The sequence below is a fragment of the Leucothrix mucor DSM 2157 genome (assembly GCF_000419525.1).
Taxonomy (GTDB): domain Bacteria; phylum Pseudomonadota; class Gammaproteobacteria; order Thiotrichales; family Thiotrichaceae; genus Leucothrix; species Leucothrix mucor.
This window is the reverse complement of sequence record NZ_ATTE01000001.1, coordinates 3,669,632-3,683,202: the sequence shown is the minus strand read 5'-3', so window position 1 is coordinate 3,683,202 and position 13,571 is coordinate 3,669,632. Positions and strand designations below refer to the sequence as shown.

The 13,571-nt window shown below is 50.2% G+C and carries 10 protein-coding genes; 5 read left to right on the top strand and 5 right to left on the bottom strand.

Annotated elements, in window-relative coordinates:
• Positions 1 to 29 precede the first annotated feature (29 nt).
• Positions 30 to 1,178 carry an ABC transporter substrate-binding protein gene (locus LEUMU_RS0116870; RefSeq protein ID WP_022953478.1) on the bottom strand — a complete coding sequence of 383 codons (1,149 nt, stop codon included), beginning with the start codon at positions 1,176 to 1,178 and terminating at the stop codon, positions 30 to 32.
• Positions 1,179 to 1,245: 67 nt separating this feature from the next.
• Positions 1,246 to 2,301 (bottom strand): ABC transporter ATP-binding protein, encoded by a 1,056-nt coding sequence (locus tag LEUMU_RS0116865; protein WP_022953477.1) that lies wholly within the window; start codon positions 2,299 to 2,301, stop codon positions 1,246 to 1,248.
• 177 nt (positions 2,302 to 2,478) lie between these two features.
• On the opposite strand from LEUMU_RS0116865, the gene LEUMU_RS26570 reads away from it, so the two are divergent.
• The 4 genes from LEUMU_RS26570 (at position 2,479) to LEUMU_RS0116845 (ending at position 6,591) form a co-directional block, all read left to right on the top strand.
• Positions 2,479 to 3,282, top strand: coding sequence for an MBL fold metallo-hydrolase (locus LEUMU_RS26570; RefSeq protein WP_022953476.1), 804 nt, complete (start codon positions 2,479 to 2,481; stop codon positions 3,280 to 3,282).
• Between the two features lie 23 nt (positions 3,283 to 3,305).
• Positions 3,306 to 4,334, top strand: coding sequence for a LacI family DNA-binding transcriptional regulator (locus LEUMU_RS0116855; RefSeq protein ID WP_022953475.1), 1,029 nt, complete (start codon positions 3,306 to 3,308; stop codon positions 4,332 to 4,334).
• Positions 4,335 to 4,361: 27 nt separating this feature from the next.
• The gene (locus LEUMU_RS0116850) at positions 4,362 to 5,135 is read left to right on the top strand and encodes an inositol monophosphatase family protein (protein WP_022953474.1); all 774 of its coding nucleotides are present in this window, start codon (positions 4,362 to 4,364) and stop codon (positions 5,133 to 5,135) included.
• Between the two features lie 253 nt (positions 5,136 to 5,388).
• Complete coding sequence (locus tag LEUMU_RS0116845; RefSeq protein ID WP_022953473.1) at positions 5,389 to 6,591, top strand: DegT/DnrJ/EryC1/StrS family aminotransferase; 1,203 nt, start codon at positions 5,389 to 5,391, stop codon at positions 6,589 to 6,591.
• 87 nt (positions 6,592 to 6,678) lie between these two features.
• Here LEUMU_RS0116845 and katG read toward each other — a convergent pair whose 3' ends face one another.
• Together katG and LEUMU_RS0116835 are read right to left on the bottom strand one after the other, a co-directional pair.
• Positions 6,679 to 8,859: a catalase/peroxidase HPI gene (katG, locus tag LEUMU_RS0116840; protein ID WP_022953472.1), complete on the bottom strand. Its 2,181-nt coding sequence runs from the start codon at positions 8,857 to 8,859 to the stop codon at positions 6,679 to 6,681.
• A 142-nt stretch (positions 8,860 to 9,001) separates the two neighbouring features.
• Positions 9,002 to 9,886, bottom strand: a complete 885-nt coding sequence (locus LEUMU_RS0116835; protein WP_022953471.1) for a LysR substrate-binding domain-containing protein — start codon at positions 9,884 to 9,886, stop codon at positions 9,002 to 9,004.
• Positions 9,887 to 10,000: 114 nt separating this feature from the next.
• On the opposite strand from LEUMU_RS0116835, the gene gabT reads away from it, so the two are divergent.
• Complete coding sequence (gene gabT / locus LEUMU_RS0116830) at positions 10,001 to 11,281, top strand: 4-aminobutyrate--2-oxoglutarate transaminase (protein WP_022953470.1); 1,281 nt, start codon at positions 10,001 to 10,003, stop codon at positions 11,279 to 11,281.
• Between the two features lie 72 nt (positions 11,282 to 11,353).
• On the opposite strand, the gene LEUMU_RS26565 is transcribed toward gabT, so the two are convergent.
• The gene (locus tag LEUMU_RS26565) at positions 11,354 to 13,483 is read right to left on the bottom strand and encodes a 4Fe-4S binding protein (RefSeq protein WP_022953469.1); all 2,130 of its coding nucleotides are present in this window, start codon (positions 13,481 to 13,483) and stop codon (positions 11,354 to 11,356) included.
• Between the last annotated feature and the right edge of the window lie 88 nt (positions 13,484 to 13,571).

Sequence of the window (13,571 nt, the reverse complement as noted above, 5' to 3'; positions counted from 1 at the left end):
GGAGTGCGCTCAGGGCGTACTTTGCTCGATTAGTTTGCTACCTGACGCTCGTAACCTTCTTTGATATCATCAAAGAACGGCGCAATCGGGAAGCTTTTACCGTATTTGGATAAATCATCCGGTGTTATTTCAGCGAACAACTTCTCCCACGTTGCAGAGTCTAAATTGCCTTTTACGTGCTGTGCATCAATCCCCGGATACCAGTTAAAACGTTTAACAATGCCTTCAGCCTGTACCTCGGCGCTGGTTGCCAACTCGATGAATTCACGTGCCAATTTAGCATTGGTGGCTTTAGCCGGAGTCACGTAATACATCGGCTGCCCTGGCATTCCCGGCGCAATCAGCGATAGCTTCATGGATGGAGGAATCTTGCCCTGATCTTTCCAGCTGTAAAACATATCGACCCAGACTGGCCCCATGAAAATCTCACCGCGATTCAGCATATCCAAGGTGCCGGCATTGCCCGGAGTGAAGGTGATGTTTTTGTTAAATGCTTTTAGATCGGCGAATGCTTTTTCCCAGCCCGCTCCGACTTCTTTGCTGTACGGTGCGCTGGATAATCTTGCCGCATCGGTGCCATAAGCGTAAATCCAACCAGTCACAAAGCTCACGCCAGACATGCCATTTTTGATGCCGTTATAGCCGAAGGCTCTAGGGTTTTCCTGTGTCCACTTCACCAATTCATCGTAAGATTTTGGTGGGTTTTTAACTAAGTCGCTGTTGTAGGCGATGGCGGTTTGGCTGTGGAACATCGGCATAACATAGCCGCTAACATCCACACCTAAAGCATTCTCAGCGCTGTCGCGAGAGACCAGTTTGCCGGTTTTAATGTCGCTGCGGTAGTTGGCCAGCAAGCCACTTTCGACCATCTCGCCACCAATCTTTTGATGAACCACGGCCACATCAACATCCCAGTTTTCAAGGCCACTGTTTTTCTGCGCGGCCAGTTTTTCTAAAATCTTATGAGAACCAGCGTCGCCTGGACCGGTGCCGACGATATTCACTTTAACGCCGGGGTGAGCCGCTTCAAACTTTGGTGCCAGATAAGTTTTTACGTAGTCGACCATATTCTGGCCACCGGCAGACACCACATTTAGCGTGGTATCGGCGTAAGCGTTTCCGGCAAGCTGAGTTAGGCTGAGTGACGCCAGTGCAAGGATCTTGAATTTACTTAACATGATTCTTCCTTATTCATTAAACGTAGAGGTTTTAAATTAACAACAAGTTTTAAGGTGATGCGTAGCGCTAGAAAACGTGCAAGGCATCGGCTGGAACAGATAAGGTCACGGGAGTATTGGCTGGCAGATTTATGGCATGATCTGCCTGAAGGGTGTGCATCCCGCAGCGCACACTCATTCGATAACTGTTGCCTAAAAAGGCACTTTGTTGGATAAGGCCAGAGAGCTGCAGCGAGTCGCTAAGAAGGTTTGAAGTTGTGTCGCTATGCACGGCAACATGCTCGCTGCGAAACAAAATCTGGCGGCGACCCGAAGGCTTAGTTAGTAATTTTTCAGGGAGTCTGGCTAAGGCTGGGCTATTAGCTGAGAGGCTATCCTTAAGCTCATCTTCGGAGTCAAATGTCAGTTTGTTATCCGCACCCATAAAGTCAGCGACAAAGGCGGTCGCAGGCTGGTGATAGATTTGCTCTGGTGTGCCCAGTTGCTCAATTTGGCCATTATTTAACACCGCAATGCGATCGGCCATCACCAGTGCTTCCTCCTGATCATGCGTCACTATCAGTGAGGTGAAGCCAAGTTGTTGTTGCAGGGCTTTAATCTCGTGGCGCACGCTGAGCCGAACCTTGGCATCCAAATTAGAGAGCGGCTCATCCATCACTAACACATCGGGGCGAATCGCTAAGGCCCGCGCTAAAGCCACTCGCTGGCGTTGGCCGCCGGAGAGTGCCGTGACTTTCTCATCCTGCAAGCCTTCCAGATTCACAATGCTTAATAGCTCACGAATGCGCTTTTGAATTTCCAGCGGCTTCACTTTTTGTACCTTCAGGCCATAACCAATATTTTGGCCAACCGTCATGTGCGGCCACAACGCATAGCTTTGAAACACCATAGTGATATTGCGCTTCTCGGCTGCCAGCTTAGTAATCGTGCGCCCGCCAACGAAAATATCACCTTGAGCCACCGGCATAAAACCACACAGCGCATTGAGCAAGGTTGTCTTGCCACAGCCCGATGGCCCCAGTAGGGCAATCATCTCGCCTTGATCTACGGCAAGGTTGATGTCGTTCAGAATTAACTTTTTGCCGTAGCTGGCCTGTAAATTCTCGATGCGCAAATGTGTCATAGTTATCCCGGTACTGATCAAAGGCGCTACGGCATTTTTAGAACTTTTTTTAAGAAATGAACACGTGTTCACTCGATTGTCATAAAAATGCAACCTGTAGCTGACATTATGGGTACCTACTGTGTCGTATCTTTATGACAGTTTGATTAAACGAGCATGACAATTTGGTGTAACGAGATGAAAGTGAAGGTAATTGGAAGTGGTAGCGCGTTCTCAACGCTTAATAATACGTCGTCGATAATGATTAAGGATGACACGCAAAATCAATGGCTTATCGATTGCGGGCCAACCGTTCCAAGAGCGATTTGGGCACAAGGTGTTGGAATAAATGAAGTGAACGCAATTTATTTCACGCACATTCACCCGGACCATTGTTCGGGTTTGCCAGCGCTGCTGAATCAGTGGAAAAGCTTTAAACGCAGCGAGCCATTGGATATTTTTTGTCAGGCAGATCAACAGGAAGTCTTAGAGCAATTAGTGGCTTTGGCCATTTGGCCGGCTACCACGATTTGCTTTGAAATCCAGTGGCATGAGATTACCGATGCTTTTAGCTGGAAGCATTGGCAGCTGCAAACCGCGGAGACGGTGCATGAAGTGAATAACCGTTCGCTGCGTTTAGAGATCGATGATCAGGTTTTGTTTTACAGTGGTGATGGAAGGCCTACCGAAGCCACGCGCCAGCTGATGTTTGGGGCTGATTTAGCCTTTCAGGAATGTGCCTCGTTTCAGGCTTTAGCTCCGGACTCCTCGCATGGGGATTTTCCTGATTGTGTAAACCTACTGAGTAGCACCCAAGTGAAAGCGCTCGGGGTTTATCACTGCTTTGATGAATATATTCCGGAGATTGAAGTGGCCGCGCGTGATGTGGCCAAGCTGTTTTTAAGCCGTGATGGCATGAGCTTTAACTTAGCTGAGATAAAGCTAGGAGGGTTTGATTTAGGTGAGGTGACATCACCAATATCCGGTTTAGATGAAAGCTAGCAAACCGCATAGGTATTACGATTATGCCAAAGTCTAAACAAGGCACGGTAACGGCGCAGGATGTGGCCGATCTGGCAGGCGTCTCGCGAGCGGCAGTTTCTCGAACATTAACCAATAATGGCAGCGTGTCACCAGACACTAGAGCAAAAGTTGAGAAGGCCGCTAAGCAGCTAGGTTATCAGGTGAATTTCTTGGCGCAGGGTTTAAATCGCAAACGTAGCTTATTGATTGGTGTGGTGGTGGCGCGGCTGAGCGATCCCTTTCGTAGTCGCTTGCTGGAGAGCTTAATCAATGAGATACAAGCCAAAGGCTATCAGGCGCTAGTTACTGAAGTAGGCAGTGCGCAGGAGCTGGAAGCCACCATTCGCCGCTTTACTCAGTTTCGGGTATCGGGTGTGATCGTGACCTCAGGTCAGCCACCCACCGAACTGATTAAGGAATGCATTCAGTTCAATATTCCGGTGGTGGGTATCAATCGTTATTCCGAAATCCCGAGTGTGGATTTTGTGTGTTCAGATAATGTGGCAGGGGCCGAATTAGCCGCACAGCAATTGATCGATAGTGGTTGTCAGCGTCCCGGTTGGCTAAATTTTCCCAACTCAACCTGGGGAGGAGTGAATCGCGGTGAAGCCTTTTTTGAAAGCTTGCAAGGCCGTGCGCCTGAGTTATTTAAATCCTTATTGCCGATTTGGGCAAAGAGCGATGGCTATGAAGGCGGGCGCTTAGCGGCGCATGAGCTGTGCCAGAGCCAGCAAGTGGTCGATGGTGTGTTTTGTGCGAATGACTTGTTGGCCTGCGGTTTTCTGGATGGCATGCGGGAGCAGGGTTTAGATGCACCGAAAGACTTCCAGCTAATCGGCTTTGATGATGTCCCGCAAGCCGCGCAATACAGTTATCGCTTATCCACCATCAGGCAAGATGCGGTCGCGGTTGCTCGACGGGCGCTCTGGTGTCTGGCTAGTCGTGGCAATAATGCGGAGCTGGCGCAGCGTATGGAAATTGTGCCGGTTTCGTTAGTGCTGCGTCATACCTCGCCATCCTTAAATCTCTAATTATTAATCCATTAAAAGTGAATCATTATGAGTAATCAGCAGCAATACCAAGCCTTAGAAGAGGCCATTCGCCGCGCTGGAAAACGTGCGCAACAGTTTCGGAAGGAAGGCTTGTCGGTCACGGTAAAAGGGCGTCAGGATTTTGTATCAGAAGCCGATGTATTGGTGGAGAACGAGCTTCGGGAAGTGATTAATGCATTGCATCCGGGAGATGCGTTTTTGGGTGAGGAGGGCGGCTTAAGTGGCGATAATGAGCTAGCCGAGGACGCAGGTATTTGGGTGATTGATCCTATAGATGGCACCACCAACTACCTGCAAAATATGGACTACTGGTGTGTATCAGTCGCCTACGTAAAGCAGGGCGTGCTGGAGTTGGGCTTTATCTATGCACCAGATCGCGATGAGTTTTTCAGTGCTAAGCGCGGCGAAGGGGCTTGTTTAAATGGTGTTCGTTTAGCGGTTCAAGAGCCGGAAGCGGGGCAGGCTATTTTAGGATTAGGCCGTTCGAATCGCCGACCGCTGCAAAACTATTTAGATGTATTGGTCATGTTGGATGAGCACGATATTGAGTACCGTCGCTTTGGCGCAGGTGCATTAATGCTGGCGCATGTGGCTTCAGGGCAAGTGCACGGCTATTACGAAGCGCATTTAAATAGCTGGGATGCATTGGCGGGTATTTTATTGATTGAGGAAGCGGGTGGCTGTGTTTCAGATTTTCTGAGGAATAACGGTTTACTGGAGGGGAGTCTTATGTGGGCGGCAACGCCTAGGTTGTGGGAAGACCTCAAAGACAAATTGTAAATGCTGAGATGTCCGCTTTTATGGCCACTTCAATGACGGGTGTTGGCTTACCTAAAAGAATTTAATTATCAATAGTTTAAATAGGTTTGTGCGCTCACGTAAGTAACCGTTGTGTCCGGTTCTTTGTCCGCTTTATTTCAGGGTGATAACAGCCTAGTGGGGCAATCATTAGGTCGCTGCTGGCCCCTATACTCTAAAGCAAGCTTGGGGATAAACTCTAATAATCTTACGCGCCACAACCACTGGAGAAATCATGCCACAGTCACCCCAGCACTATTTCAGCAAGTCATTTACCCAGCAAGAACCAATCCCCGAAGCGGGTATTGAGCGCGCGGTAGCAATTCTCCGTTCAGGCCGCTTACACCGCTACAACACACTACCGGGTGAACTCTCCGAGGCTGAGTTATTAGAGAAAGAATATGCCAAATACCTAGGCGTACCATATTGCCTAGCCTGCGCCTCCGGCGGCTACGCACTCCACATTGCCCTCAAAGCTGCTGGCATCAAAAACGGCGAGCCAGTACTAACCAATGCCTTCACCTTAGCGCCCGTTCCTGGCGCCATTAACAATGCCGGTGGCACGGTGGTACTGGTCGAAATCGATGAAAATTACTGTGTCGATCTAGCTCATCTGGAAAAGATGATGCAAGAAAGCGGCAGTCGCTTTTTTATGATTTCACACATGCGCGGGCACTTGGCGGATATGGATGCCATCGTTGCACTGTGCGAAAAACACGGCGTTATGCTAATCGAAGATTGCGCGCACACCATGGGCGCTAGCTGGAATGGCAAAGCCTCCGGCACTTTCGGCAAGATTGCCTGCTTTAGTACACAGACTTATAAACACATTAATTCCGGTGAAGGTGGCTTACTAACCACCGACGATGCAGAAATTATGGCGCGTGCAGTCATGCATTCCGGCTCTTACATGTTGTACGAGCGACATGGCGCAGCGCCAGCGGCAGAGGTGTTTAACGATATCCGTTTAGATACGCCCAATTACAGCGGTCGCATGGATAACTTACGCGCGGCTATTTTACGGGCGCAGTTGCCGCTTTTCGAAGCTAACTGCAAACGTTGGAATGATTTATATCGAGCCGCCGAAATGCTGTTTAGCCGCATTCCCGGTATTCAGTTGCCGGTGCGCCCTGAGCAGGAATTTTATGTCGGTAGCTCGATTCAGTTCCGTCCGATCGGGCTAAGCCATGAACAGATTCCGGAGTTTGTTGCCGCCTGTGCCGCACAAGGGGTTGAGTTAAAGTGGTTTGGCAGTGCCGATCCGCAAGGCTTTACCAGCCGCTTTGATAGCTGGCGTTATTTGGGTGAAGCGCCGAAGCTGCCGCAAACGCTGGCGATTTTGTCTAACACTTTGGATATGCGCTTGCCGCTGACTTTTGGTCCTGCGGATATCGAGGTGATTGCGCAGGTGATTGAAGAGGTCATTGCTGGATTTTAATCATCAATAAAAAACCCTCGCAACCAAGAATGGCGGCGAGGGTAGTCTTACAGGATCGGTTGGAAGGGATCGGTTGAGAGGGTTGGATTATTTCAGGTCGAAACGGTCCAATTCCATGACCTTAGTCCACGCGGCGACAAAGTCTCTGATGAAGCGCGGTGTCGCGTCTGCCGTAGCATACACTTCAGCCAATGCACGCAGCTGAGAGTTGGAGCCGAACAACAAATCAACGCGCGTTGCGGTGTATTTCAGTGCGCCAGTCTTGCGGTCCTTACCTTCAAATACCGCCTCTTTGTTATCCACTGGCATCCACTTGGTGCTCATCTCCAGCAGGTTAACGAAGAAGTCATTGCTCAAAGTGTCAACTTTGTCAGTGAACAAGCCGTGCTTAGCGCCGCCGACATTGGTGTTCAGGGCTCGCAAGCCACCCACCAACACCGTCATTTCTGGTGCGGTTAAGGTCAGTAACTGAGCGCGGTCTACCAGCATCTCTTCAGCAGTTACCGAGTACTCCGTTTTTAAGTAATTACGGAAGCCATCAGCCACCGGCTCCAATACATCAAAGGCTTCAGTATCGGTCTGCTCAGCGGTGGCATCGCCACGGCCTGCCTTGAATGGAACCGCCACAACCTGACCGGCATTTTTCGCCGCCTGCTCAATGGCTGCGTTACCGCCCAATACAATCAAGTCAGCCAGAGACACTTCCTTATCACCAGTTTGTGCCTTGTTGAAATCACTTTGAATGCTTTCCAGTGTGCTCAATACCTTGTCTAATTGTGCTGGCTCGTTAACTTCCCAATCCTTCTGCGGCGCTAAGCGAATACGGGCACCATTAGCACCACCACGCATATCCGAACCACGGAATGTTGAAGCAGAGGCCCAAGCGGTAGATACCAATTCTGAAATACTCAAACCGGATTTCAGGATAATGGCTTTCAGCTCGGCGATATCCGCCTCGTTAACCAATTCCTTAGCCGCTGCTGGAATCGGGTCCTGCCAAATGTAATCAACCGACGGAACCAGTGAGCCCAAGTAGCGAGAGTTTGGCCCCATGTCGCGGTGAGTCAGTTTGAACCAAGCCCGTGCAAATGCATCGGCCAATTCGTCTGGGTTCTCGTGAAAGCGCTTAGAAATTTCCAAGTAAATAGGATCTTCTTTCAGAGCGATATCCGAGGTGGCCATCATGGGTGCGTGGCGTTTGGTGGCGTCGTGTGCATCGGGTACCAAGTCAGCCGCTTCGCCATTTGCTGGCTTCCACTGCCATGCACCCGCTGGGCTTTTGGTTAGCTCCCAATCAAAGCCGAATAACATATCGAAGTAGCCGTTATCCCATTGAATTGGGTTTGGCGTCCATGCACCTTCCAAGCCGCTAGAAATCGTATCGACTCCAACGCCAGTCCCCATGCTATTGCTCCAGCCAAGGCCTTGCTCTGTCAAACCAGCAGCTTCAGGGTCTGCACCCACTTGTGCTGCATCGCCAGCGCCGTGCGTTTTACCGAAGGTGTGGCCACCGGCAATCAGCGCTACCGTTTCTTCATCATCCATCGCCATACGAGCGAAAGTGTCGCGAATATCAAACGCAGAAGCCAATGGATCAGGCTTGCCGTTCGGGCCTTCCGGGTTTACATAAATCAAACCCATTTGTACCGCCGCTAACGGGTCTTCAAGCTCGCGGTCACCTTGGTAGCGCTTGTCATCTAACCACGTGGTTTCTTTACCCCAGTAGATATCTTCTTCGGGCTCCCACACATCAGCGCGGCCACCGGCGAATCCTACTGTCTGAAGTCCCATCGACTCTAAGGCGCAGTTACCCGTTAAGATAAATAAATCAGCCCATGAAATGCTCTGGCCATATTTTTGTTTGATCGGCCACAATAAGCGACGTGCTTTATCCAAGTTGACGTTATCCGGCCAGCTGTTTAGTGGTGCAAAACGCTGTGAACCAGTTCCGCCACCACCACGGCCATCCGAGGTGCGGTAGGTGCCGGCACTGTGCCATGCCATACGAATAAAAAATGGGCCGTAGTGACCGTAATCGGCAGGCCACCAGTCTTGTGAGTCCGTCATCAGGGCATACAAGTCTTGGCGAACCGCTTCAAGATCAAGCTGCTTGAATGCTTCAGCATAATCAAAGTCCGGGTCCAGTGGGTTCGACTTGTTATTGTGCTGGTGTAAAATTTTCAGGTTAAGTTGATTTGGCCACCAGTCATTATTATTTGTGCCTGTGGCTGCTGCGTGATTAAACGGGCATTTGCTTTGAGTCGACATAGTAATCCTTTAAGTGTGTTGTGTTTTGCGGGCTAACTTATGTGACTCAATGTAACGGCCACGAGTGGTTTGCGGCCAGTCGCTTTCATCAATCGTTACGATAGACAAATCGTTGCATCTAAGCAGATAGTGCTGGTTTTAGTTACTTAAAAGCATCCTTTAGCCATTCCTCGAACAGTCTGGCGCGCAGCGATTGGCCATCGGTTTGAGCCGCCAGCAAGAAGTAACTATTACGCTCGGGAATGGCGGTATCGAGTAGTCGAATCAAGCGGCCTTCCAGTAGATCCTGTTGCGCTTCATAGCGATTACAGAGCGCGACACCAAAGCCATGGCGCGCCGCGCTAAGTGCCAGATTAGTGCTGAAAAACAGAATGGTCTTGGTGTGTTCCGGCATGCTAATTTTCATGGCAGTAAACCAACGCGCCCAATTATCCAGCCCTTCATGCAGCAGTGGAAACTGCGTTAGATCTTCCGGTTTGGTCACCGAGGCTTCTGCACCGTGCAACATGCGCGGGCTACACACCGGGAAGATCTGTTGGGAAATCAGCTTCTCCACCCGCCGATCATCCGCCATTGGCTCGCCATAGCAAATCGCTACATCAATCTCGCGCGGAATCTCCCGTTGCTCGGGTTTGATCTCGACGGTGCGGATAGTGATTTGCGGATATTCCTGATGAAAATTGCCAATGATTTGCGCCAGCCAGTTTGCGCCCGCGGTTTGAGTACAGCCGATGACCAAATTGCCGGATAAGCTATCAGGGTCTAAGTACTGTGTACCATCCAAAATCCGGTCAAATCCCTCGCTCACCGCTTTTAATAAACGCAGTCCGGAGTCGGTCAGCTGTAAACGATTGTTAGCGCGAATAAACAGTTTAACCCCAAGCTCCTTTTCCAAGGCGCGCACTTGGTGGCTAATTGCGCCATGCGTTACGCCCAAGTCATCACCTGCTTTGCCCATGTTTAGGTGGTGGCCAGTGCGTTCAAAAGCGCGCAGGGCAGAGAGTGGCAGGGTGCGTCGATCTAGCATGGGAAATCCTAGCTGTGAGTATTTCTCACAGAGCTTATCAAAATATTTCAATTGCTGTGAATTATTGTTGCTTCGTATACTGAGTGCATAGAAACTTATTTGTGGTACAGAACGATGACAACGAACGCAGAATGGCAAGCAAGAAAAGAACACGCAATGGCACGTGGACAGGGCAATATGGCTCCGATCTATGTGGAGCGTGCTGAAAACGCAGAAATGTGGGATGTAGAAGGCAATCGTTATATCGACTTTGGTGCGGGTATTGCGGTAACCAATACGGGCCACATGCACCCGAAAGTAAAGCAGGCAGTGCTGGAGCAGATGGATAAGTTCAGCCATACCTGCGTGATGGTCACGCCGTATGACTCCGCCGTGATGCTGGCTGAGAAGCTGAATGAATTAGCGCCTGGCGATAGCCCGAAGAAAACCATTTATGTCACCACCGGTGCAGAAGCGGTTGAAAACTGTGTAAAGATCGCTCGTGCACATACGGGTCGTCGCGGCCTGATCGCATTTAACGGCGGTTTCCACGGTCGTACTAATATGACCATGGCACTGACCGGTAAAGTGGCTCCTTATAAGAGCAAGTTCGGCCCGTTCCCTGCCGAGATCTATCACGCACCGTATCCAAATAGCTACCATGGCGTAACCACTGAAGACTCCATGAAAGCGTTGGAAATGATGTTTAAAGTGGATATTGCACCGGAAGATGTTGCCGCGATTATCGTTGAGCCGATTCAGGGTGAGGGTGGATTCTACATTGCACCACCTGAGTTTATGCAGGCGCTACGTGCCTTATGCGACAAGCACGGCATCGTGATGATTTCAGATGAAATCCAAACCGGCTTTGCACGTACCGGTAAATTCTTTTGCACTGAATACTCCGGTGTTGAGCCTGATTTGATGACAACGGCTAAAGGTATGGCCGGTGGTTTCCCACTAGCAGCTGTCGTTGGTAAAGCCCACATCATGGATGCACCAATGCCAGGTGGCTTAGGTGGAACTTACGGTGGTTCGCCAATCGGTTGCGCAGCAGCGCTGGCCGTTATCGAAGCGATTGAAGAAGAGAAGCTGGTCGAGCGTGCTAATCACGTTGGTGCAGTGTTTATGGAAAGCTTGGGCGCACTGCAACGTGCACATCCTGACCGCATCGGTGAAATCCGTAATCGCGGCGCGATGATTGCGATGGAGCTGGTTAAGAATGGCAACCCTGATGAGCCAGATGCTGAGCTGTGTAAAGCCATGGTTGCCGCTGCTCAGGAAAAAGGTCTGATTCTGTTGTCTTGTGGTTTGTACGGTAACGTGATTCGTTTCCTACCAGCACTGACTATTCCAGATGCGATTATGACTGAAGGCCTGACGTTGGTTGCCGAGTGCTTTGAAGAACTGGTTTAACGCTTAAGTATTTAAGCCTTAGATTGATAATGAACCCCGGCTTTGAGTCGGGGTTTTTTATTGGGCAATATTCTACGCTTGTGTCTGTGGTTTAAAGTGTATCGGTTGTGCGGCATTACGAGCGTGTATTGAGCCCTTGAGCTTGCCTTTCTCTTGCAGAATCAGTGGAACGCATTGCGTTTTATCCTCATAGATATCCACACAGTCCAGACAGCCAAAACACTCCGTATAACTAATCTCGCCAGTTTTTTTAATGGCCTGATAATCACAGCGCACCTTGCACAGCTGGCAGGGTGAGCCGCAGTCTTCCCGCCGTTTAATCCATTTACTAAGCCGCAAGAAACCACCAATGGCCATAAACGCGCCAAGTGGGCAGAGGTAGCGGCAGTAGCCTTTAAACACGACCAGCGAGACCAATAAACACAGCAGTGCATAAGCCGCGAAATACCATTCACGAACAAAGAAGACCGAGATCGCGGTCTTGAACGGTTCAACCTCTACCGCCGTATCGAGCTGGCGCGGTATAAAGAACGCCACTGCAACCAGCCCCAGTAGCGCAATGTATTTGATTGACTTTAGGCGGCTATCTAGCTTGTCACTAATTTTAAGCTGAGGAATAGACAGCACTTTGGCGACCTTGGCAACGAGTTCCTGCAAGGCACCAAACGGGCAAAGCCAACCGCAAAACAATGCTCTGCCAACAATAAAAAAGCTAACAATCACCACGAGCCAGATTAATAGTGAAAACGGATCGTACAATAAGAAATCCAATGGCTTACCGCTCACCGCAGCAACCAAGGCTGCCAGCGGCGTGACGATGGAAAGCTGCCCTTGTCCCCACCAGCCAATAAATCCGAGTACCGCGATCAGCAAGGCCGCTCTTTGATAAGGCCACGATTTCATGTGTACAAACTTGCGGTTAAACAATACAACCAAGCAAATCAATGTGAGCAGGCCTGCCAGTATCATTAGGTCGGTCATGCGGCTGAAAACGGCGGCTTCAAATGGCGTGGGTGGTTGCACTGGCTTTTCGATATTAAAAAACTGTTTGTCCGCCTGATAGCTCCAGCTGAGTTTCACTTCACCAATTTCAGGCTTTAGAATGCCGCGCTGGCGAGTAGCGATTAATCCCAAATCCCAAGCTCTAACCGGGCTAAAGCCTTGTCGCCGGTCCAGTCTAACCACGATCGCCGTACCGTCATCGGGTACACCTTCTTTCAGGTCAATCAGTAAGTCAGCATCGCGAATGGAGAGCGGGAATTTATCTTGGTTGGCGGTAATCAGCGGTGGTGCGGTATTGCGTACAAACTCATCATCGATAAGGCCGTGAACCCCTTGCTCAATGAGCAGGATGGTTTCATCGTCGGGTGCAATTCGGTTAAAGCTCTCCCAATCCCGCAACATGCGCTTGCCCATGACTGAGCGCGCGACATGAGGATGAGTGACATCCACAATCCAGAGATCGACAAATAAATCATCATCCGCCGCGTCGGGAAACGGGTCATCTGAGCGCCACTGAGAGTCTGAGAACAGGGCGCGAACTTCGCCGTGAGTGGCGGTGACGTGTTTGGCCAGCCCCTGCGCGACCAATTCATCCCACGTGAATTCTTTACCCTCATCGCCTTTTAGCGAGACTTTCTCCTGAACCATTGAGAAGCCATTGAGCATGCTTTTGGCCACTTCCCGAGCCGAAGACAAAATGCTTTCATGCGCAATGCGTACCGAGGCAGTGGCTTTGGTCACGCCATCAAAATAGATCAGTGAGCCGCTGGAGCTTTGTTTGCCATAGCCTGAGCCGACAGTAATCGCGCTATTAATCGAGTGACCACGGTATTGCTCGATAAAGGCCCGAAACGGCGCTTCACCAAGGCCGGATACAAAAATGGGTTCGTTATGGTTGAGGAGTTTTACATCAATAATGATGCCATCAAGGTCGATGAGAATAATCAGATTAATGGGTGCGCCAGCGAAGCCGGGGAGCGGTTTAATCCACTCGCTTTCAATTACATAGCCGCCACGTGCGCCACCGCCATTTAAAAGCTCCCAAACGCCTTGGGTTTCTGTTTTCTCGCCCAAACTGTACGGGGCAATAACTTCAGCGCGAATGCGCTCTTCGGTGACCGGTTCTGCGGAGAGGGTAGTGGCCAGTAATAGGCCAATAAAAAAGAGCGCACAAACCTGTAGCGTGTGACGTATTTTCATTAGTTGAATATCCTCCCTCGGTCAGAAATCTAACTTGCGCCTTGTTCTAACGGTACAGCGAACCGCTTGCTGGCAGCCGGCGCTATGT

What these genes read in the sequence shown, in the direction of transcription:
- LEUMU_RS0116845 (WP_022953473.1), top strand. Translation starts at nt 5,389, where the DNA reads ATGCCACAGTCACCCCAGCACTATTTCAGCAAGTCATTTACCCAGCAA.
- LEUMU_RS0116865 (WP_022953477.1), bottom strand. Translation starts at nt 2,301, where the DNA reads ATGACACATTTGCGCATCGAGAATTTACAGGCCAGCTACGGCAAAAAG.
- LEUMU_RS0116850 (WP_022953474.1), top strand. Translation starts at nt 4,362, where the DNA reads ATGAGTAATCAGCAGCAATACCAAGCCTTAGAAGAGGCCATTCGCCGC.
- gabT (WP_022953470.1), top strand. Translation starts at nt 10,001, where the DNA reads ATGACAACGAACGCAGAATGGCAAGCAAGAAAAGAACACGCAATGGCA.
- LEUMU_RS26565 (WP_022953469.1), bottom strand. Translation starts at nt 13,483, where the DNA reads ATGAAAATACGTCACACGCTACAGGTTTGTGCGCTCTTTTTTATTGGC.
- LEUMU_RS26570 (WP_022953476.1), top strand. Translation starts at nt 2,479, where the DNA reads ATGAAAGTGAAGGTAATTGGAAGTGGTAGCGCGTTCTCAACGCTTAAT.
- LEUMU_RS0116855 (WP_022953475.1), top strand. Translation starts at nt 3,306, where the DNA reads ATGCCAAAGTCTAAACAAGGCACGGTAACGGCGCAGGATGTGGCCGAT.
- LEUMU_RS0116870 (WP_022953478.1), bottom strand. Translation starts at nt 1,178, where the DNA reads ATGTTAAGTAAATTCAAGATCCTTGCACTGGCGTCACTCAGCCTAACT.
- katG (WP_022953472.1), bottom strand. Translation starts at nt 8,859, where the DNA reads ATGTCGACTCAAAGCAAATGCCCGTTTAATCACGCAGCAGCCACAGGC.
- LEUMU_RS0116835 (WP_022953471.1), bottom strand. Translation starts at nt 9,886, where the DNA reads ATGCTAGATCGACGCACCCTGCCACTCTCTGCCCTGCGCGCTTTTGAA.